19 protein-coding genes and 1 tRNA gene are annotated in these 21352 nt (G+C 57.8%); 14 read left to right on the top strand and 6 right to left on the bottom strand.

Annotation, left to right across the window (positions count from 1 at the left end; all coding sequences use genetic code 11):
* Positions 1 to 27 precede the first annotated feature (27 nt).
* The 4 genes from N1037_09975 (at position 28) to N1037_09960 (ending at position 6118) form a co-directional block, all read left to right on the top strand.
* The gene (locus N1037_09975; GenBank protein UWS77635.1) at positions 28 to 813 is read left to right on the top strand and encodes a cobalamin biosynthesis protein CbiX; all 786 of its coding nucleotides are present in this window, start codon (positions 28 to 30) and stop codon (positions 811 to 813) included.
* Between the two features lie 160 nt (positions 814 to 973).
* Positions 974 to 1819: a fumarylacetoacetate hydrolase family protein gene (locus tag N1037_09970; protein UWS77634.1), complete on the top strand. Its 846-nt coding sequence runs from the start codon at positions 974 to 976 to the stop codon at positions 1817 to 1819.
* Between the two features lie 393 nt (positions 1820 to 2212).
* Complete coding sequence (locus N1037_09965) at positions 2213 to 5002, top strand: bifunctional aconitate hydratase 2/2-methylisocitrate dehydratase (protein UWS77633.1); 2790 nt, start codon at positions 2213 to 2215, stop codon at positions 5000 to 5002.
* Between the two features lie 420 nt (positions 5003 to 5422).
* Positions 5423 to 6118 carry a DUF1275 domain-containing protein gene (locus N1037_09960; protein UWS77632.1) on the top strand — a complete coding sequence of 232 codons (696 nt, stop codon included), beginning with the start codon at positions 5423 to 5425 and terminating at the stop codon, positions 6116 to 6118.
* A 151-nt stretch (positions 6119 to 6269) separates the two neighbouring features.
* On the opposite strand, the gene N1037_09955 is transcribed toward N1037_09960, so the two are convergent.
* From N1037_09955 to N1037_09945, 3 genes are all read right to left on the bottom strand, one after another.
* Positions 6270 to 6344, bottom strand: a tRNA-Val gene (locus N1037_09955).
* Positions 6345 to 6390: 46 nt separating this feature from the next.
* On the bottom strand, positions 6391 to 6900 hold the full coding sequence (locus tag N1037_09950) for an HU family DNA-binding protein (protein UWS77631.1): 510 nt from the start codon (positions 6898 to 6900) through the stop codon (positions 6391 to 6393).
* A gap of 192 nt (positions 6901 to 7092) precedes the next feature.
* Entirely contained in the window at positions 7093 to 7548 is a 456-nt protein-coding gene (locus N1037_09945) for an Lrp/AsnC family transcriptional regulator (protein UWS77630.1), read from the bottom strand.
* Positions 7549 to 7680: 132 nt separating this feature from the next.
* On the opposite strand from N1037_09945, the gene N1037_09940 reads away from it, so the two are divergent.
* Entirely contained in the window at positions 7681 to 8733 is a 1053-nt protein-coding gene (locus N1037_09940) for an amino acid dehydrogenase (protein UWS77629.1), read from the top strand.
* A gap of 158 nt (positions 8734 to 8891) precedes the next feature.
* Here the strand turns inward: N1037_09940 and lon are convergent, their stop codons facing one another.
* The 3 genes from lon to tgt all read right to left on the bottom strand — a co-directional run bounded on the left by lon (position 8892) and on the right by tgt (position 13056).
* On the bottom strand, positions 8892 to 11306 hold the full coding sequence (lon, locus tag N1037_09935) for an endopeptidase La (protein UWS77628.1): 2415 nt from the start codon (positions 11304 to 11306) through the stop codon (positions 8892 to 8894).
* Between the two features lie 303 nt (positions 11307 to 11609).
* Positions 11610 to 11762, bottom strand: coding sequence for a hypothetical protein (locus N1037_09930; GenBank protein ID UWS77627.1), 153 nt, complete (start codon positions 11760 to 11762; stop codon positions 11610 to 11612).
* 163 nt (positions 11763 to 11925) lie between these two features.
* Complete coding sequence (tgt, locus tag N1037_09925) at positions 11926 to 13056, bottom strand: tRNA guanosine(34) transglycosylase Tgt (GenBank protein UWS77626.1); 1131 nt, start codon at positions 13054 to 13056, stop codon at positions 11926 to 11928.
* Positions 13057 to 13239: 183 nt separating this feature from the next.
* Between tgt and N1037_09920 the strand changes: the two genes are divergently transcribed.
* From N1037_09920 to N1037_09880, 9 genes are all read left to right on the top strand, one after another.
* Positions 13240 to 14130 carry an SPFH/Band 7/PHB domain protein gene (locus N1037_09920; GenBank protein UWS77625.1) on the top strand — a complete coding sequence of 297 codons (891 nt, stop codon included), beginning with the start codon at positions 13240 to 13242 and terminating at the stop codon, positions 14128 to 14130.
* On the top strand, positions 14130 to 14420 hold the full coding sequence (locus tag N1037_09915; GenBank protein UWS77624.1) for a hypothetical protein: 291 nt from the start codon (positions 14130 to 14132) through the stop codon (positions 14418 to 14420). Before N1037_09920 ends, N1037_09915 begins: the two co-directional genes overlap by 1 nt.
* A 444-nt stretch (positions 14421 to 14864) precedes the next feature.
* The gene (locus N1037_09910; protein ID UWS77623.1) at positions 14865 to 15587 is read left to right on the top strand and encodes a TetR/AcrR family transcriptional regulator; all 723 of its coding nucleotides are present in this window, start codon (positions 14865 to 14867) and stop codon (positions 15585 to 15587) included.
* Entirely contained in the window at positions 15584 to 16717 is a 1134-nt protein-coding gene (locus N1037_09905; protein ID UWS77622.1) for a hypothetical protein, read from the top strand. Before N1037_09910 ends, N1037_09905 begins: the two co-directional genes overlap by 4 nt.
* A gap of 145 nt (positions 16718 to 16862) precedes the next feature.
* On the top strand, positions 16863 to 17333 hold the full coding sequence (locus N1037_09900) for a TRAP transporter small permease (GenBank protein UWS77621.1): 471 nt from the start codon (positions 16863 to 16865) through the stop codon (positions 17331 to 17333).
* A 1-nt stretch (position 17334) separates the two neighbouring features.
* Positions 17335 to 18654, top strand: coding sequence for a TRAP transporter large permease (locus tag N1037_09895; protein UWS77620.1), 1320 nt, complete (start codon positions 17335 to 17337; stop codon positions 18652 to 18654).
* Positions 18647 to 19099, top strand: a complete 453-nt coding sequence (locus tag N1037_09890; protein ID UWS77619.1) for a GAF domain-containing protein — start codon at positions 18647 to 18649, stop codon at positions 19097 to 19099. Before N1037_09895 ends, N1037_09890 begins: the two co-directional genes overlap by 8 nt.
* Before the next feature lie 46 nt (positions 19100 to 19145).
* Positions 19146 to 20381 carry an amidohydrolase family protein gene (locus N1037_09885; GenBank protein UWS77618.1) on the top strand — a complete coding sequence of 412 codons (1236 nt, stop codon included), beginning with the start codon at positions 19146 to 19148 and terminating at the stop codon, positions 20379 to 20381.
* Positions 20378 to 21091 carry an SDR family NAD(P)-dependent oxidoreductase gene (locus tag N1037_09880; protein ID UWS77617.1) on the top strand — a complete coding sequence of 238 codons (714 nt, stop codon included), beginning with the start codon at positions 20378 to 20380 and terminating at the stop codon, positions 21089 to 21091. Before N1037_09885 ends, N1037_09880 begins: the two co-directional genes overlap by 4 nt.
* Positions 21092 to 21352 lie beyond the last annotated feature (261 nt).

Raw genomic sequence — 21352 nt, 5'->3', positions numbered from 1 at the left:
CACCCCCAGCCATGCAGAAGCCTCCTGATGTCCTCCCCCTCCCCTGCCTCCCAAGTCATTGATGCACAGACCTCCGACGCGGCCCCCAAAACCGTTGTTCTGGTGGCCCATGGCCAGCCGTCGGCGCCCAATCCGCCAGAGCACAGCCTGGCACAACTGGCTGAACAGGTTGCCAGCTTTCTTCCCGGATGGCAGCTGCGCTCGGCCACCCTGGCGCAGCCTGGCCGGTTGGAACAGGTGATGCAGCCGGGGGCCTTGGTCTATCCCTTCTTCATGGCAGAGGGCTGGTTCACCAGCAAAGTTCTGCCCAAACGGATCTGTCACGTGGATCACCGGCAACTGCCGCCTTTTGGCCAGGATCCCAACCTCCCCGAACTGGCGGCCAGGCTGGTCCGGCAGGCCCGCGCCGCACAGGGCCAGCCCTTTGAAGCGGCCTCTGGTTCTGGTTCGGCCTCTGGCTCTGGTTCTGACCCGAGCGCGCCAGGCTGCCTGCTGCTCGCGGCCCATGGCTCTGCCCGCGGCCCAAAGGCCGCCGCCGCCACCGAGCTTTTTGCCACCGCACTGCGCCCGCTCTTGCCAGAGCTGGAGGTGAGGACAGCCTATATCGAACAAGCGCCCTATCTGGCGGATGTCGCCTCAAACATGCCCAGCGACGGCCTTTGCCTGCCGTTCTTTGCCCAGTCCGGCGATCACGTCAAAGACGATATTCCCGAGGCGCTCAGCAGCGCCAAATTCGATGGCACAGTGCTGCCTGCCCTCGGCACCACGCCAGAGGTTGCCCGGCTGATTGCCAAGGCAATTCAACGCGCCTGAACATCCGGCCGCGTCCCCAGGGTGGGGACACAAGAGGTCGCAGCCGTCGCATTGCACCTTGCCAGCGCCGACAACGCCTTTACCACTGGGGCAACGCCCGCCCGCAACGGCGGCTGATCGATTTGAATGTCAGTTTGAATGTCAGGGAGACAGACACCACATGAAACTATTGCGATTTGGTCCACTGGGCAGCGAAAAACCAGGACTGTTGGATGCCGATGGCAAGATCCGCGATCTGTCTGGCGTGGTGGGGGATATCGCAGGCGAGGTGCTGAGCGACAGCCAGTTGCAGGCGCTGCGGCAGATTGATCCGGCCAGCCTGCCCCTGGTAGAGGACAACCCCCGGATTGGCGCCTGCGTCGGGCAGGTGGGCAAATTTGTCTGTATTGGCCTCAACTACGCCGATCACGCCGCTGAAGCGGGCATGGACCTGCCACAGGAACCAGTGGTCTTTTTCAAAGCCACCTCCGCCATCTGCGGCCCCGATGACGAGATCGAAATCCCCCGTACCTCGGTCAAGTCAGACTGGGAGGTCGAGCTGGGCGTGGTGATTGGCAAACACACAAAATATGTCTCTGTTGAGGACGCGCTGAGCCATGTTGCAGGCTACTGTGTGGTCAATGACCTGTCAGAGCGGGATTTTCAGATCCATCGCTCCGGGCAATGGGTCAAGGGCAAATCCTGCGATACCTTTGGCCCCATCGGCCCCTGGCTGGTGACCCGCGACGAGGTGCCAAACCCACAGGATCTGGCCATGCATCTGGAGGTGAACGGCCATCGCTATCAGGATGGCTCCACCCGGACGATGCATTTTGACGTGGCTACTGTCATCTCGCATCTGTCCCAGTTCATGAGCCTGCAGCCGGGGGATGTGATCTCGACCGGGACACCTCCGGGTGTTGGGATGGGGCAACGCCCCGAGGTCTACCTGAAACCCGGCGATTACATGGAGCTGGGGGTCGAAGGCCTGGGTGTGCAAAAACAAAAAGTGGTGGCCAGCGACTAGCCAAAGCCACCGGGCGGGGGCTGGGAGCTGGCAGAGTTAAGACGATCCAGACAGCCCGCCCCTGCGCCCCCTGCCCCGGCCCTGTCAAACAAAGTGCCGCAGCCTGTTTCAGCGCGGCTTTTGTTGCCAGCGCTGCAAAACCATGTTTAGTCCGGCGGTAACCTTGATGGGCTAGCCTGCGCAGCGACACCTTTGGGTCGCAGCGCAGGCTGAAACCGTTTCACAGTTGAGAACAGACAAGACCAGTCAAAACATCAAACTCACCGGGGGGCATATTGCATCTGACCCCCAATAAGTATACCATCGCATACAACCAGCTTGTTCCGACTCGCCAGACCTTTTCTGACACCCGTCGCTCAAGCTTACGTGCAACACCAAATCGGCGGGAAAACCATGACCTTGTACACTGACTACCTAGCAGAGATTGAAACACGCAAAGAACAGGGCCTGCACCCCAAGCCCATCGACGGGGCGGACCTTGTTGCAGAGCTGATCGCGCAGATCAAAGATGTCGACAACGCCTATCGCGCGGACTCGCTCAACTTCTTCATCTACAACACGATCCCAGGCACAACCAGCGCCGCGGGCGTGAAGGCTCAGTTCCTGAAAGAAATCATTCTGGGTCAGGAAAGCCTTGCGGAAATCACCCCGACCTTTGCCTTTGAGCTGCTGTCGCACATGAAGGGTGGCCCCTCGGTCAAAGTACTTTTGGATCTGGCACTTGGGGACGACGCTGCGATTGCGGCACAGGCCGCCGAAGTTCTGAAAACCCAAGTGTTCCTCTATGAGGCAGACACCGACCGTCTGGCCGCAGCGCTTGCCGACGGCAACGCAATCGCCAAGGAGGTCCTGGAAAGCTACGCAAAGGCTGAATTTTTCACCAAGCTTCCAGAGGTCGAAGAAGAAATCAAAGTGGTGACCTATATCGCCGGTGTGGGCGATATTTCGACCGACCTGCTGTCGCCCGGTGCCGAGGCGCACTCACGTGCGGACCGCGAATTGCACGGCCAGTGCATGATCACCCCCGAAGCCCAGGCCGAAATCCAGGAGCTGCAAAAACAGCACCCCGATGCCCGCGTCATGCTGATCGCCGAAAAAGGCACCATGGGTGTTGGCTCCAGCCGCATGTCCGGCGTCAACAATGTGGCGCTCTGGACCGGTAAAAAGGCCTCGCCCTATGTGCCCTTCATCAACATCGCCCCTGTTGTGGCCGGCACCAACGGCATTTCGCCAATTTTTCTGACCACCGTTGGCGTGACCGGCGGCATCGGCATTGACCTGGACAACTGGGTCAAAAAGCTGGACGCCGACGGCAACGTCGTGGAAGACGCAGATGGCGAAGCTGTGCTGGAAGAGGCCTATTCGGTCGCCACCGGCACGGTCCTGACCATCAACTCCAAAACCAAGACCCTGCATGATGCGGATGGCAAAGAGCTGAAAAGCGTCGCCACCGCCTTCACCCCGCAGAAGGTGGAATTCATGAAGGCCGGCGGCTCCTACGCTGTCGTTTTTGGCAAAAAGCTGCAGACATTTGCCGCTGGTGCTTTGGGTCAAGAGCTGAAATCAGCCTATGCCCCCTCCAAAGAAGTCACCGCCGAGGGCCAGGGCCTGACCGCTGTTGAAAAGATCTTCAACCGCAACGCCCTGGGCACCACCCCAGGCGCGACCTTGCATGCCGGATCTGATGTGCGCGTCAAAGTCAACGTGGTTGGCTCGCAAGATACCACCGGCCCAATGACGGCGCAGGAACTGGAAGCGATGGCCGCAACCGTCATCTCGCCTTCGGTTGACGTGGGCTATCAGTCCGGCTGCCACACCGCATCCGTGTGGGACAAAAAGGCCCAGGCCAACATCCCCAAGCTGATGAAATTCATGAATGATTTCGGCTTGATCACCGCGCGTGACCCCAAGGGGGAATATCATGCGATGACCGACGTGATCCACAAGGTCCTGAACGACATCACCGTCGATGACTGGGACGTCATCATCGGCGGCGACAGCCACACCCGTATGTCCAAAGGCGTCGCCTTTGGTGCGGATTCGGGCACTGTTGCCCTGGCGCTGGCCACCGGCGAAGCCTCGATGCCAATCCCTGAATCGGTCAAGGTGACCTTTAAAGGCAAGATGGCGGACCACCTCGATTTCCGGGACGTGGTACATGCCACCCAGGCGCAGATGCTGGATCAGCATGGCGACAACGTCTTCCAGGGCCGTGTGATCGAAGTGCATATCGGCACCCTGCTGGCGGATCAGGCCTTTACCTTTACCGACTGGACAGCGGAGATGAAGGCCAAGGCCTCGATCTGTATCTCCAATGACGAGACCCTGATCGGCTCGCTAGAGCTGGCAAAGGGCCGTATCCAGATCATGATCGACAAGGGCATGGACAATGACGCCAAGCTTTTGCAGGGGCTCATCGACAAGGCAGACGCCCGTATTGCTGATATCAAATCAGGCGCCAACCCAGCCCTGACCCCGGACGACACCGCAAAATACTTTGCCGAGGTTGTTGTTGATCTGGACGCGATCGACGAGCCGATGATCGCGGACCCGGATGTCAACAACGACGACGTGTCCAAGCGCTATACCCACGACACAATCCGCCCCATCACCTACTATAGCGGCGACAAGCACGTCGACCTGGGCTTTGTTGGCTCCTGCATGGTGCACAAGGGCGATATGAAAATCGTGGCGCAGATGCTCAAGAACCTTGAAAAGACAATGGGCAAGGTCGAGTTCAAAGCACCGCTGGTGGTGGCTGCCCCAACCTACAACATCATCGATGAGCTGAAAGAAGAAGGCGACTGGGAAATTCTGCAGCGCTATTCCGGCTTCACCTTTGACGACATGTTCCCCAAAACACAGGCCCGGACCGAGTATGAGAACATTCTCTACCTTGAACGTCCCGGCTGTAACCTCTGCATGGGGAACCAGGAAAAAGCCGCCAAGGGGGACACGGTTCTTGCCACTTCGACCCGCCTGTTCCAGGGCCGCGTTGTTGGTGACACCGCCGAGAAGAAGGGTGAATCGCTGCTTGCCTCGACCCCGGTTGTTGTTTTGGCCGCCGTTCTGGGGCGCACCCCCACAATGGAGGAATACAAAGCCGCTGTTGAAGGCATTGATCTCACCAAGTTTGCCCCACCTCTGGCAGTTCCAGCCGGAACAAAATCGGCACATTTCTAAGCGCGCCTCACGGCTTCGAGCTTAGCCTTTCACATCAGGCAAGAGGCGCAATGGACCCATTGCGCCTCTTTTCTTTGCCCCCCTTCTGGCCCCATTTTTTCTGGCGGCCCTATGGTCAGAACTTAAATAGAGGTGTTTTGCGGCAGGTAACGAAGGTTTGCTGAACACCCGTGAATGACAGTTGTGCAAGATCCGAGACGTTGCCAATAGTCGCTCTCGTCGCAAGCCCTTCAAGAGCCTGACACACCATGAAGCAGCCACCCTCCGGGTTTGACGGCTATTGCCGCAGACGGCTTCACATCTGCATCAAGTAGCCCCCCTATTTTGCGCAGGGCTTCCTATTCTGCCACAAAGTCTGTCACACTGATCAGGTCGGATGACGATGTCCTGCCCCCAAAGCCCTAACCATTTGGAACTATGATGCTCATCAAAGTTGGCAATGCGCGCACTTCAAATATTGATCTGGTTCTGGCAGGCCTCCTTTCGTCTATCGCCGGTGCGCTGAACGCTGTCGGCTTCCTGATCGCCGGATCCTTCACAGCCAACATGACAGGAAATATCTCGGCATTTGCTGACCACCTGGCGAATGGTGCAATCCCGATTGCCTTGTCGTTCTTGGGGCTGGTCGTTGCCTTTATCTGGGGCGCAGCCATAGCGGCCCTTGCTATTCAAGCAGGGGAACGTCGACAGCTCCGCTCGGTCTATGCCTTGGCAATTGCCGCCGAGGCCATCATTCTATTGCTGGTCGGCACCGCCCTTACCAGATCATCAGCCACAGAACACGAGACATTGTTGGTCATTGTACTCAGCTTTGTCATGGGCCTGCAAAACGCTGTGACGACGATGATTTCTCAGGCGCGGGTGCGCACCACCCATGTGTCGGGAATGGCAACTGACATCGGAATAGAGCTGGCGGCATTGGTCGGGGGGGACAAGTCACGACGAGAGGCCACGCCAAAGCTCTGGCTACACAGTTTAACGCTCGCCTGTTTTGCCGTTGGCGGCTTGTGCGGCGCGCTGTTGTTTCAGCTGGTCGGAAGCTGGCTTTTCATGATCACCGCAACCCTTTTGCTGCTAATCGCAGTGCCGGAAGCTCTGAGAGCGCATCGGTCCTGAGAACCCGCCCTAGTGAGTTGCCCCCCACTCTGGCAGCTGAATAAGCCGTCTCCTGACGCGACGAACGGAACAGCAAGAGGTAAAGGACAGTGGAACACGGTGCAAACGAGCCCCCGCGAGATGCATTACGCATTAATTTCAAAGGGCTGGATGGTGGGTGATAAGAGATTTGAACTCCTGACATCTTCGATGTGAACGAAGCGCTCTACCACTGAGCTAATCACCCGGTGCGCTGGGTAGTACCCTCAGGTCTCGCCCTACGCAAGAGGGGCCTAGGAAGAAATATCCGTATCTTCGGCAATTTCGCGCGGTTGCTCCAATGGCTGGCGCAGCCGACAGACATGCAGAGTGCCATTGCTGCGCAGCTCACTGCGTTTCAGCAACAATTTGCCAAAGGGTCTGAGGTTCAGATCGCGGCCAGAGGCCACTGTCTCTCCGAGTACGGACAAAAGCGCCTCGACAACCGGCTTGGCATCTTTTTTCTTCACCCCGGACCGCAGAACGACCTCATCAATCAGTTCTTTCTTGTTCAGGGGCGGCACGTCGAGCACCGGTGTCGAGGTCACCACAACCGGGCTGGGGTCCTGCCCGGCAGCCAGTGTCTGGGGCGGGCTAGCGGATTTGTCCGAAATATCCAACGGGGGTGCTCCTTCTGTTGCCAACTCAGGTGACGTGGCCGGATCCTGCTGCGCCGCCTCTGCCAGCCGCGCTTTAGTCGCGGGTTTTTGCGGCAAAGCTTTGCGCGTCGCCGGTTTGCGACCGCCTGTCTTACTGCTGGTCATGATGTGCCTCGATTTTCTGATGTTGCCTATCCATCATCTTTGCTCAGGCTAGGCGGTCCCAAAGTGGAAGGCCAGATATGTGGTTTACAAAAGGTCTACCTGTGACTTTTACATAGCTCCCTGCCCTTTTTCAGGTCTTGCAAAGGTGTTGGTGAGGCACTTTCAGCCCCCCTTGCCAGCGCTGCCCCAAAGCTAGAACTGCGGCAAGGCGGTGCGGGCAATCATGGTGCGCAGGGTAAAGCTGGAGCGGGTATTTCGAATACCGGAGACCCGCATCAAGCGTTCCTCCAAGAAGCGATCAAAATCATTCAGATCCTGCGCCACAACCCGCAGCAAGATATCGCGGGTGCCTGTCATCAGGTAGCATTCCATTACCTGATCAAACTGACGCACCGCGCGTTCAAAGGCCTGCAGGGCATCGGTGGATTGATTGTCCAGCTCGACCGCCACAAAAATTGTCACCGGCAGACCCAGTTTGGCCTGGTCCACCCGTGCCGAATAGCCGCTGATCACCCCGGCTTCCTCCAGCATGGCAACCCGCCGTGCACAGGGGGTCGCAGACAGGCCAACGCGCTCAGACAGCTCGGCCATCTTGATCCGCCCCTGCGACTGCAGAATGGCGACTATCTTGCGATCAATACTGTCCATGAAGCTTTCACCTATAATTCCACCCAACTGTAGACAAAATCTCCAATAGATAGAAGTCCCGCGCTTAATTTTGGCGAAAACCTCCACTCCCCCTAGGTTAGACAGGCGTCTTATCCAGGAGGAGCCAGAAAAATGACAATCACCCCCGTCGCATCCACGACCCATGAAGAGATCTACCGTGTCGCGGACACAGCCACCGGGCTGATCGGCTATATCGCGCTGCATTCAACGCAGCTGGGCCCCGCTGCGGGCGGATTGCGGATGCGCCCATACAGCAATGAGGAAGAGGCCCTGGTGGATGTGAAACGGCTCAGCGAGGGTATGACCTACAAGAATGCCGCGGCAGGTCTGGCGCTTGGCGGTGGCAAGGCGGTGATCATCGGCGACCCTGGCGTAGATAAATCCCCCGCCCTGCTGCGCGCCTTTGCCCGCGCCATTCACAGCCTTGAGGGGCGCTACTATACCGCCGAAGACATGGGGATGAGCCCGGTGGACATGGCTATTCTGGCAGAAGAGACCCCCTATGTGGCCGGTCTCGCCGATGGTGAGTTTGCCAGTGGTGATCCCTCGCCGGTCACCGCGCAGGGCATTTTCAACGCGATCCGCACCACCCAGGCGCACCAGAGCGGCAGCAAGGATCTGTCGGGATTGACCATTGCGGTGCAGGGGCTGGGTCACGTGGGGTATTACCTCTGCGGGTACCTGCACTCAGCTGGGGCCAAGCTGATCGTCACGGATGTCAATCACGCACAAATCGACAAAGCCGTCGCCAAGTTTGGCGCCACCGCAATTGCCCCCGACGCAATCTATGGCGTCCAGGCCGATATCTTTGCTCCCTGTGCCATTGGTGGCATCCTGAACGCGCAGACCATTCCTCAGTTGCAGGTGTCCGTCGTCTGTGGCGGCGCCAACAACCAACTGGCCACCCCGGCGGATGGCCAGGCGCTGCATGACGCAGGTATTCTTTATGCGCCGGATTTTGTCGCCAATGGCGGCGGCATCATCAATGTTGCCTCCGAGATCGAGCAGATCAGCAATCGCGCTGACTATGTCGCAGATAAGCTCAGCGCGCTGGACCTGACCCTGGCCAACATCCTGAACCAGGCAAAAGTGGAAGATCAGAGCCCCGACGCGGTGGCGATCACCACAGTTCTGGCCAAAATGGCGCAGCAAAGCGCCGCCTGAGCTAAATAGAAATAAACGAGATACTAAGAGCCCATGACCAAGGGGCCAGAACGGAAAGAGTAACAATAAAACGATAAAGGGCGACCCGCAGGGGCCGCCCTCTTTTTTTATCAGAAAACAAAGGGTCAGATCAGCGCCTCTGTTTTATCCCAAGCGGCTTAATGCGCTGGGGCACCCGACGCCCGGGAGCCAGCCTCCAGCGCGGCCTTTGCCGCAGCGGCCTCTTCTTCGGCAGCCTCGTCCCATTCGATCGGCTCGGGCTGGCGTACCAGCGCATGCTTCAGAACTTCCGAGACATGGCTCACCGGGATGATCTCCAGGCCTTCTTTGACGTTATCCGGGATCTCGGGCAGATCCTTGGCGTTTTCTTGTGGGATCAGCACTGTTTTGATACCGCCACGCAGGGCCGCCAGCAGCTTTTCCTTCAAGCCACCAATGGCCAGCGCATTGCCGCGCAGGGTAACCTCGCCGGTCATGGCGATGTCCTTGCGCACGGGAATTTTTGTCAGCACCGACACGATGGAAGTCACCATGGCCAGACCCGCCGAGGGACCATCCTTAGGGGTGGCGCCTTCGGGCACGTGAACGTGGATATCCCACTTGTCAAACTTGGGCGGCTTCACCCCGATTTTGGGCGAGATGGAGCGCACATAGGATGAAGCTGCCTCGATGCTTTCCTTCATCACATCGCCCAGCTTACCTGTGGTCTTCATCCGGCCTTTGCCCGGCAGGCGCAGGGCCTCGATCGACAGCAGCTCGCCGCCTACCGAGGTATAGGCAAGCCCGGTGACAACACCAACCTGATCTTCCTTTTCGGCCAGACCATAGCGGTATTTGGCAACGCCCAGGAACTCATCCAGATTGTCGGAGGTGACAGAAACGCTCTCGACCTCTTTCTTGACGATCTTGGTCAGCGATTTACGCGCCACCTTGGCAATTTCACGCTCCAGGTTCCGCACCCCAGCCTCGCGGGTGTAGACGCGGATGATATCCTTCAGCGCCTCATCGCTCATCTCGAATTCCTTGGCCTTCAGACCATGGTTCTTGACTTGCTTGGACACCAGATGCTGTTTGGCAATCTCGCGCTTTTCGTCCTCGGTGTAGCCAGACAGCGGGATGATTTCCATCCGGTCCAGCAGCGGCCCAGGCATGTTGTAGCTGTTCGAGGTGGTCAGGAACATCACGTTGGAGAGGTCATATTCGACCTCCATATAGTGATCCACAAAGGTGGCGTTCTGTTCCGGATCAAGCACTTCCAGCATCGCGGAAGCTGGATCACCACGGAAATCCTGCCCCATCTTGTCGATCTCGTCGAGCAGGATCAGCGGGTTGGTGGTCTTGGCTTTTTTCAGCGCCTGGATGATCTTGCCGGGCATCGAGCCGATATAGGTCCGGCGGTGGCCGCGGATTTCTGATTCATCACGCACGCCGCCAAGCGAGATGCGAATGAACTCGCGTCCAGTTGCCTTGGCCACGGATTTGCCAAGCGAGGTTTTCCCCACACCGGGAGGGCCCACAAGGCAGAGAATCGGGCCTTTGAGCTTGGTCGAGCGCTGCTGCACCGCAAGGTATTCGACAATGCGTTCTTTGACCTTTTCCAGACCATAGTGATCCGCATCCAGGATGTCCTGTGCCTTGCCCAGGTCCTTTTTGACGCGTGATTTCACGCCCCATGGAATGCCCAACATCCAGTCGAGGTAGTTGCGCACCACGGTGGCCTCGGCCGACATCGGCGACATGTTCTTGAGCTTTTTCAGCTCCGCATCAGCCTTTTCACGGGCTTCTTTCGACAGCTTGGTTGCAGCGACCTTCTCTTCCAGTTCGGCAATTTCGCCAGCCCCTTCTTCGCCGTCACCCAGTTCCTTCTGAATGGCCTTCATCTGCTCATTCAGGTAATATTCGCGCTGGGTCTTCTCCATCTGGGATTTGACCCGGGTCTTGATCTTTTTCTCGACCTGCAGAACCGACATTTCGCCCTGCATCAGCCCATAGACTTTTTCCAGCCGCTCGCTGATCGACAGGGTTTCCAGCAGCTCCTGCTTGCGATCGACCTCAATCCCCAGATGGCCCGCAACCAGATCCGCCAGTTTGGCGGGTTCGGCAGTTTCACCGACGGCGGACAGGGCCTCTTCGGGGATGTTTTTGCGGACCTTGGCGTAGCGCTCAAACTCGTCGCCAACCGTGCGCACCAGCGCCTCGATGGTGGTGGCGTCGCCGGGGATCTCGGTGAGATATTCCGCACCGGCTTCAAAATAGTCCTCATTCTCGAGGTAATTGGTGATCTTGACCCGCGCATGGCCTTCGACCAGCACCTTTACGGTGCCATCGGGCAGTTTCAGCAGTTGCAGCACATTGGCCAGCACACCCGTTGGGTAGATGCCATCGGTCTGTGGCTCGTCCTCTGCCGGGTCAATCTGGCTGGACAACAGAATCTGTTTGTCATCCGCCATCACCTCTTCGAGGGCGCGCACAGATTTTTCCCGACCCACAAACAACGGCACGATCATATGCGGAAAGACCACAATGTCGCGCAGCGGCAATACAGGATAGGAAGAATTAAGCGGCTCTTTCATACTCGGTCCTTTACTTGGCAAGAGCCCCCGGTCCCGACACTCGGCAACCTCTGGCGCTCCCCTCTTTGGAAGTCTTTATCTGGTACAGCGGTTAACATATTTCAACCGCCGCACCGCAAAGTTGGGGGACACCTTGCCCGTAGCATTGCCGAACCACAAGAGCGCTTTTGGCAAATGCGCCGCAAATCCGCGCACGACCCAAAACACCTAATGCCACTGCCCCGCCGGACGTCCAGCCGCACAGTCAACAGGCCGCCAACAGGCTGATGAAGCCCCCCGTTCCACCAGGACCAAATAGCTTGGTTATTTAGCCTGACCACTTTGAAGATGGGAAAGTTGGGCAAATTCAGATGATTGGGAAGATCCGCCATCCATAAATCCAATCAAAGCCATACCAAGGCCCAGGACAACAAAAAGAACGATATGGGCGGAACTTGCAGAAACAGAATTTTTCATTACTCACCTCCAGGTGTTACAAACTGCTGAGCAACACACAGGAATTTTGTGACCAGACCTTGTCCTTAGAGGGTCCGCAACAGGGAGAGAGGTTCAAATTCTTCACAAATGTAATGCAAACAGGGCAGGTCTTTCACCTGCCCCTGCGATGTGAATAGGCCCCTTACAATGGCTCGATATCGCCCTGGGCGCGTCCATCATGGAAGCCCTGCTGCCAGGCCGCGAAAGTGCCCTCTGCGATGGCCTCGCGCATGCCTGCCATGATGTCCTGGAAATAATGCAGGTTGTGCCAGGTCAGCAGCATGCCCGAAATCATTTCGTTGCTGCGGAACACATGATGCAGATAGGCGCGGCTGTATTTCGAACAGGCCGGGCAGCTGCAGTTTTCATCCAGGGGGCGCGGGTCATCCGCGTGGCGGGCGTTTTTGATGTTGACCACGCCGTGGCGGGTAAAGGCCTGGCCGGTGCGCCCCGAGCGCGACGGCAGCACACAGTCCATCATGTCAATGCCCCGCGCCACGGCGCCGACGATGTCATCAGGTTTACCAACCCCCATCAGGTACCGTGGCTTATCCTCGGGCAGCATATCAGGGGCATAGTCCAGGCAGTCAAACATCGCCTCCTGCCCCTCACCCACGGCCAGCCCGCCCACAGCGTAGCCATCAAAACCGATGTTTTTCAGCGCCTCGGCGCTTTCTGCACGCAGATCCTGCTCCAAACCGCCCTGCATGATGCCAAACAGCGCGTGGCCCGGGCGATCGCCAAAGGCCTCTTTCGAGCGTTCGGCCCAACGCATCGACAGGCGCATGCTTTCGGCAATGCGATCCCGGGTGGCGGGCAGCGCCGGGCATTCGTCAAAACACATCACGATATCAGAGCCCAATAGCTTTTGAATTTCCATCGAGCGTTCTGGCGTCAGCTCATGTTTGGAGCCGTCAATATGGGACTTAAAAGTGACGCCCGTCTCGGTCAGCTTGCGCAGCCCTGCCAAGGACATCACCTGAAAGCCGCCGGAGTCCGTCAGGATAGGGCGATCCCAGTTCATGAATTTATGCAGCCCGCCCAGGCGGTCAATGCGTTCCGCCGTGGGGCGCAGCATCAAGTGATAGGTATTGCCCAGCAGGATATCTGCACCGGTTTCCCGCACGCTTTCCGGCATCATCGCCTTCACCGTGGCGGCGGTGCCAACCGGCATAAAGGCCGGCGTGCGGATATCGCCGCGCGGTGTGGAAATAACCCCGGTGCGGGCCTTGCCATCACGGGCTTTCAGATCAAAGGTGATTTTCGGCGCCATTTTACTCTCCTTTGAGTGCAGAACCCAGCGCATTTGCCTGATTGCGCGGCTTTTGACAAGCCTCAAGCCATCTTGTCAGCCCTCTCAGAGCAGAGCATACAGGACATAGGCTGCATTCTTGCAGTCATACCATGGCGACCCCATATGTATGCAATAGTACACAACTTTTTCTAGGAGGGCCCGATGAACGAAGATTTTCTCATTGGTCTAATTTCACAAAACGCCATCTACCTGCTGGGGGCGATCTTCCTGATCGTCATCATCTTCAAAGGCGTCCACATTGTACCCCAGTCCGAAAAATTTGTGATCGAGCGCTTTGGGCGCCTGCATTCGGTGCTTGGACCCGGCATCAACTTTATCGTGCCCTTGTTGGACGCCGTGGCGCATCGCATTTCAATTCTGGAACGCCAGCTGCCCAGTGCCAGCCAGGATGCCATCACCAAGGACAACGTGCTGGTGCAGATCGACACCTCTGTGTTCTACCGTATTACCGAACCAGAAAAAACCGTCTACCGGATCCGCGACGTGGATGCCGCCATTGCAACCACCGTGGCAGGTATCGTGCGCGCCGAGATCGGCAAGATGGACCTGGACGAGGTGCAGTCAAACCGCACCCAGCTGATTGGCCAGATCCAGGCAAGCGTCGAGGACGCGGTGGATGACTGGGGCATCGAAGTCACCCGCGCAGAAATCCTGGATGTGAACCTGGATCAGGCCACCCGCGACGCCATGCTGCAGCAGCTGAACGCCGAACGCGCCCGTCGCGCCCAGGTGACCGAGGCCGAAGGGAGCAAACGCGCAGTTGAACTGTCTGCCGATGCCGAACTCTATGCCGCCGAACAAATCGCCAAGGCCCGCCGCATTCAGGCCGACGCCGAGGCCTATGCCACCGAAGTCGTGGCCAAGGCGATCCACGAAAATGGCATCGAGGCGGCGCAGTATCAGGTGGCCCTGAAACAGGTTGAGGCGCTCAATGCGCTTGGCAACGGCGAAGGCAAACAGACCATCGTGCTGCCCGCCCACGCAATTGAGGCCTTTGGCGATGCCTTCAAGCTGCTGAAAGGTGGCAAATGATGGAACCGGTTGCAGCCTCCTATTGGGAACTCTGGTGGGTTTGGTGCGCCGCCGCGCTGGTGCTCGCCATCCTAGAGGTCCTGGCCCCCGGCTTTGTCTTTCTGGGCTTTGCCCTGGGTGCCCTGGCCTGCGGCATCCTGCTGGCGGTGCTGGGCAGCGGTGCTCTTGCCCTGCCCGCCTTGATCTTCCTGTTCGCCGCCCTGTCGCTGATCTCATGGCTGCTGATGCGGCGCTATTTTGCTCTGCCTTCGGGCCAGGTAAAAACCTTCGAGACAGACATCAACGACTAGAGCCCCTTCATCAACATCTGCGATCAGCCCCTTTTGGCAGGCTTTCCAATCGGAGCTGATCGGCAGAGCGGGGCGCTACAGTGATACCTTGACCGGGCACAAACCTCCCGGCAGCAGACATTGGGTCGCCCGCCACAAAGCAGCTTCGAGCCCCAATTGCCCATTGCCGCAACCTGCACGAACGGCAGAAAAGCGCAAAAAGCGACCTTTCAAAAGCCCTACATCAGTGCCCAGGTCGACGAGTGGAACGGCCCACACCGGCCTTTGTCCAGATGTCCAAGTGCGGCATCGCGGCTTCCCCAAAACTTCGCATAGACCGCTTCACCATCTTGGACGGAATTCTTGCCCATAGCCACATGAGCACAAAAATTTCACTTTGTGATACAGGCGCTTGACCCGTTTTTAGACATGTCATTGGAAAACATATTGACAGCATGAGCTCCATTGAGGCACCTTACATACCGATCGGTCGGTATAATCAGGATGATAATAATGGACAAAAAACTCCCAACAGCGCGCATTCGCGATTCTGAGAAAACCGTTGCCGCCCTCAAGCGGGCGGCGATCGATCAGTTGATCTCAAATGGGTTTGCAGGGCTTTCAATTGCACCGCTTTTGAAGAAGGCGGGCGTATCTAGGGGCGCTCTATTTCATCATTTTGCCAGCAAGGACGCGCTTGTCGTTGCCGCTTTCGAAGATGTGCTTGCGGAGTTTGCGATCTGCTTGACCCGGATATCCCAAAGGCTGCGATCCGGTGAAATTGGGCTTGAAGAATTTGTCACTGAGACTTCAGCAGCCTTTGCGAGTGATTTGTTCATCGCCACCATGGAGATGTCCCTGGGGATGCGTGTCGAAGAATTCCTCTCTGAGGCGGCGCAAGATGCCATTGTCGTATGGCGCGAAAACCTACTGCGGTTTTGGACCGATACGTTTGATCTGCCAGCCCTGTCGCAGGCCGAACAGGAGACCCACTGGGCCATCGCATCGAACACTTTGCGCGGTTACGGGTTTACCAATTCCTTCGGCCATCAAGAGGTCGCAACACGACATATGCGGCAGGGGTTTGCCCAGTTCTTCCTTACAGGGGCGGTGATAAAGCCTGCAATCACCCCTGATATCAGCGCTTTACAAGGCAAAAAAACAACCAACAGTGGAGAAGACCAATGAAAACGACTTTCATCTTGGGCGTAGCCCTCAGTGGGGCCATTCTGGGCCCAAGTGTTGTGATGGCTCGCGATACAATCACCGCCGCCACCTGGCTACCACCGCAACACCAATATTCGCGCTATCTGTATACATATTGGGCCGAAGCGCTTGCCGAACGCTCTGGCGGCACATTGGTAGCCGAGGTCGAACTGGGATCTGCGCGCGTGACGGCGGGCGGCAACCTGCAAGAGATCGCAGATGGCCTCGCTGACGTTTCAGGCCATTTCGCGCAATACACGCCAAGCGACCTGCCTGTGGCCAACGCGCTTGAAGAGCTGGGCATGACCTTCGGCGATCCGCGTGTGGTGATTGCGGCGGCCACCGAATTCAACATGACCGAGCCCATGTTGTTGGCAGAATGGGCCGGTCACGGCGTCGTCTATGGCGGGTCTTACACGACGAACCAGTACAAATTGATCTGTAACACACCGATCACCACGCTTGCAGAATTGAACGGTGCCAAGCTTCGTCTGCCGGGCCGTGCGCCTGCGGAATGGGCCAATGCGGCCGGTGCTGCGACTGTGTCGTTTAACACCAACGAACAGTATGGCGCGCTGGATAAGGGCGCGCTGACCTGCACCACAACAACAGCTGCTGACGCCTATGTTCGTAAACTTTATGAAGTCGCACCCCATATCACTGATATGCCTGTGACCATGTTCTGGGCAGGTCTGGGCCATGGCTACAACCCGGCGGTTTGGGCTGAATTGACCATAGATCAACGTCGCGCCGCACTTTATGCGGAGGCCGACGCTATGGCTGCTTTGATCGTTGACGGGACCTTGCTGGAGGAAGCTGCCGCCGAAGAGAGCCTCAAAGCCGAGGGTGTAACCTTCCACGCACCCGGCGAAGATCTTACCGCGTCGATTGCTGCCTTCCGTGCCAAACAGCCAGGGAACGCCGTGCCGATCATTCAGGAAACCTATAAAATCGCAGAGGCTGAGGCCTTGCTCGCACGGTTCCAGGCGACGATTGATAAGTGGGATGCCAAGCTGGCCGACGTACCCGTCGAGGACAAAGAGACGCTGGCTGATATGATGCGGGCAGAGATTTACGACAAACTCGATCTGGCCACATACGGCCTGCAATAAACCCCGCGAAACGCCTGGTGCGGCCACAGTTTTGGTGTGGCCGCATCACGCCTGGACCGACAGACTGAGGTCTGCGGTCTTTGGTTTCCCTTTCTTCACCAAAGGCTTCCCGATGATCCTAAATGCCCTTTCCAGGCCGTTTGAATTGCTAGACCGTGTCGCGCGTCTGCAACTCGCGATCGCGGCCTTCGCTGTCATGGCAATTTTGCTGGCGATCTCTTTGGACGTGGCGCTGCGCACTGCGTTCAGTGCGCCGCTCACTGGCACCATGGAAGTCGTATCATTCTATTGCATGATCCCAGTCGTGTTCCTGCCCATTATGATCCTTGAGGTGCGGGGCGAACATATGGACACGGATCTGTTCTACCGGTTTTTTCCTGTCGCAGCCAAAAGGCTATCGGTGATTGTTTCGGGGCTTTTGTCCGTCGGGATTTATGGCCTGTTGACCTACATCACATTTGAGCAGGCCGTTTCATCCACTGGACGAGGCGAAGTGGCGATGGGGGTCAACCTGATGCCGGTCTGGCCAGTGCGTTGGATTCTGCCAGTGGCCTTTGCGAGCTCAACTGCGGCAGCCTTTGCTTTGACTATCCGCAACACTAAGGGCGTAAAATAAGATGCTTGAAGATATCACTCCAATTCTGGTGGCTTTGGGTGCCTTGCTGTCGTTGATCGCTATTCGCGTCCCCGTCGGATTGTCGCTGATCGCGGTCTCCTTTGTCGGCATCACCTATGAGATCAGCCTGCGCGCGGCCATTGGGTCCCTTGCGCGTATCCCCTATGACCTCGCCTCCAACTGGAGCTTTTCGGCCATACCGATGTTCCTGCTTATGGGCTATGTGGCCTCCGAGACCGGGTTGACCAGCGGATTGTTTCGCGCCTCGCGTCAAGTCTTGGCCCGCCTGCCCGGTGCATTGGCCTGTTCCAGCGTTCTGGCAAGCGCGCTCTTTGCGGCGGCCTCGGGGTCTTCGGTGGCCACGGCCTCTGCCATGTCAAAGATCGCAATCCCTGAAATGCTGAGCCGCCGCTACGATCCGGGTCTTGCCTGCGGGACGATTGCGGCCTCCGGGACGCTCGGGTCACTGATCCCGCCAAGCATCGTGATGATCCTTTACGGCGTGTATTCGGATGTCTCGATTGGGGCGCTGTTCATGGCGGGGATATTGCCCGGGATATTGTCGATGGCCATCTACATCGCGATGATTGTGACCCGGTGCAAACTCAACCCCAGCCTTGCAGGCGGAGGGGCCACGGCAGAAGATGAGCCAACGGTGGGAGCTGGACAACTTCTTATGGACATTGCACCGCTACCGATCCTGATCGCAATTGTCATGGGCTCGATTTCGTTGGGCTGGGCCACCCCCACGGAGGCCGGTGCTCTTGGAGCATTAGGGGCGGTATTGATCGCAATCGCCATGCGCACCTTTTCCCCTGCCAGCTTCTGGTCAGCGCTGAAACAATCCGCCCTGTCCTTTGCGGCAATTTTCGTGATCATCATCGGTGGCGCACTGCTGACGCGCTATGTGGCGGTGGCGGGGTTGAACAAAGTGCTGGAACAGCTCTTTGTCGAAAGCGCTGCGGGACCTCTCATGCTGATTGCTGCAGTCTCGGTTCTCTATATCGTGCTGGGTATGTTCATCGACTCCATCGGCTTGCTGTTGCTGACCGCGCCCTTGGTGCTGCCGCTAGCCGTATCGCTCGAAATGGACATGATCTGGTTCGGCATCATCCTGATTAAGCTGTTGGAAATCGGGCTGATCACCCCGCCTGTGGGCCTAAATATATTTGTGATCAAAAGCGCACTTGGCGATCAGGTCACGCTGCCGACGATCTTCAAAGGGGTCACCTGGTTCATCAGCATGGACGTTCTGACCCTCGTGTTGCTTGTCGCTTTCCCTGCAATCACCATTTGGCTCCCGGAGATGATCTATGGCTGACCAAGACCACAAGATTACCGCGCAGATGCAGGAAGTCTTCGCACAGGTCACGCAAACCTGCGAAACACAGTTCGGCTTTCGTTTTCTGACCATTCTGAAAATTCTACCCGACCCGGTGAATGTCCTGCGGGTGCATAGCTCCTCGCCAGATGACTACCAAATCGGCGCGCTCAAACCGATGGGAGGCACGCCTTGGGGCAAGCTGGTGATTGACGGCAGCCAGACATGGCTAGGCAACGGCGCGGATGAGGTGCTCTGGGCCTTTCCCGATGCGCAACTGATCCTATCCAAAGGCTGCAAAGCCTGTGCCTGCGCGCCGGTGATCTCAGAGGGAAAGACGGTTGGCGTGCTATCGCTGAATGCGAGCCTGGACGCATATACGGCAGAAGACCTGCACGAAATGAGCCGGATTGCCCAACATTTGATCCCCGCTTTAAGGCATTGAACCGCTGCATTGGCGGTACAGAAAAAATCAAACCAAGGAAGACCCAATGACCAGCATATTGATCAAAAACGCCTGCATCGTTGACGGCAGCCAAGACCGACCCACAGATCCGATGCAGATCGCCATCGAGAGCGGTAAGATCAAAGAGGTTGCACCGACGGTTTCTTTCACTGCCGACGAAGAGATCGACCTTAAGGGATATACCGTGATGCCCGGGCTGGTCGATTGTCACGTGCATACAATTGCAGCCAGTGCCAATCTTGGGGCCAACGCGGCGGCCCCCTCGTCCTTGATCGCAGCCAAAAGCGCGCGGCTGATGTACCAGATGCTCATGCGTGGCTTTACCACGGTGCGAGATCTCGGCGGTGCTGACCGCGGCCTGCAACAGGCCGTTGAGCAAGGGTATTTCATCGCGCCGCGGTTGGTGATCTGTGGCAAAGCCCTGTCCCAGACTGGTGGCCACACCGATTATCGCGGCCCCTACGACAACCGCCCTGTCGAATGGTACGCCAATCAACTGGGTTCTATGGGCCGGATTTGTGACGGCCTGCCCGAAGTGTTGCGCGCCGCCCGCGAGGAAATCAAATCCGGGGCGCAATTCATCAAGGTCATGGCCGACGGTGGCGTGTCTTCGCCCTCTGATCCCGTCGGCTATCTGGTGTTCTCCACAGAAGAGCTAAAGGCGTTCGTCGAAATTGCCGATAATTTTGGCACCTATGTTGCCGCGCATCTTTATGCGGACGAAGCCATCGTACGGGCACTGGATTGCGGCATCACCTGTATTGAACACGGCAACCTGATCAGCGATGACACCATCGCCCGCGTGGCCCGCGAGGGGGCGGTCGTCGTGCCGACGAACATCACCTATGACCTGCTGGCCCGTCGCGGAGCAGAATTTGGCCTGCAACCGGCATCGGTCGCCAAGATCGAGGATGTGCGCCTGCCTGGGTTGGAGCGGCTGGTCAAAATGCATGACGCCGGAGTAACCATGGGCTACGGCTCTGATTTGTTGGGCGGCATGCAGTCCGAACAATCTGGCGAATTCCCCCTGCGTGGGCGTTATATTCCTGCGCATGATGTGATCCGCTCTGCCACACTGGACGCAGCCAAGGTGCTACGGATGGAAGGGCAGATCGGTGCCTTGGTGCCCGGTGCGTTTGCTGATCTGGTCGCGGTGGACGGCAACCCGCTGAACAATCTGGACCTGCTGACCGAACAAGGCGCGCATATGCCGCTGATCATGCAAAATGGCGTGGCCGTCAAACGCACAGGTTCCCTATGAGCACATCAGACAGGCCCGTCATGATGCTGTCTGGCGGCAATAGAGGCATCGGCTATTGCATCGCACAGGCGGCGCAAGCGCGGGGCTGGCACGTCAGCCTTGGCCTGCGTGATCCATCGGTCTTGCCCCATGGGCTTGATCCGCAGCTCACCGATCTTCACGCTTATGACGCCACCTCGCGCAGCGCCGAAGCTAAGTGGGTGGACGCCACTGTCGCAAGGCATAGCCGGATTGATACGATTGTCGCCAATGCCGGCCTGTTCACCGACACTTCGATCATCGACGCTGAGGAAGGCGAGGTCGACACCCTGTTAGAGATCAACCTGCGCGCCCCGCGCCGCCTCGCCAAAGCGGCATGGCCGATGTTGCGGGCCTGCGGATGCGGGCGGGTGGCGATCCTCGGATCACTGTCTGGCAAACGTGTGGCATCAAAAGGCTCTGCGTTGTACTCGGTCAGCAAATTCGCCGCCATTGGTTTGGCCCATGCTCTGCGCCTTGAGGGCTGGGACGATGGCATCCGCGCGACGGCCTTCTGTCCGGGCCTTGTCGCGACAGAAATGGGCGCGACCGCGGCGGGCGACGCCGTTGCAGCAAAAGAGATGACCCAACCTGACGAAATCGCGCATCTGGTATTAGAGATCATCGGCCTGTCCAACTCGGCCAGCATTGCAGAAATGCATATTAACTGGCAAACGGACGGGATTTTCTAAGGTGCCCAATTCCAATCCGCAATGCCTCCGCAGAGTTTGGCTGAGCTGCCTTGAACTGCAACCTTGGCAGCGCTGCATGCAGATTTGATTTCCCAAACGCAGGCATTCGCTGCAGTGAAAAATGTGATGAACGGGCGCCAAGCGGACTTGCGGCAGTGCGGCCGCTAAAAGTCACCAAAGGGGAACACTGCGGACAAAGCAACTATTTCATTCACTCCCGCAACGTGACGATAATACTGCTCACTTGAGCCAAACCGTGCG

It is taken from the genome of Phaeobacter sp. G2 (genome assembly GCA_025163595.1).
Classification (GTDB): domain Bacteria; phylum Pseudomonadota; class Alphaproteobacteria; order Rhodobacterales; family Rhodobacteraceae; genus Pseudophaeobacter.
The sequence above is the reverse complement of the archived record's forward strand: the minus strand, read 5'-3'. Positions and strand labels throughout refer to the sequence as shown.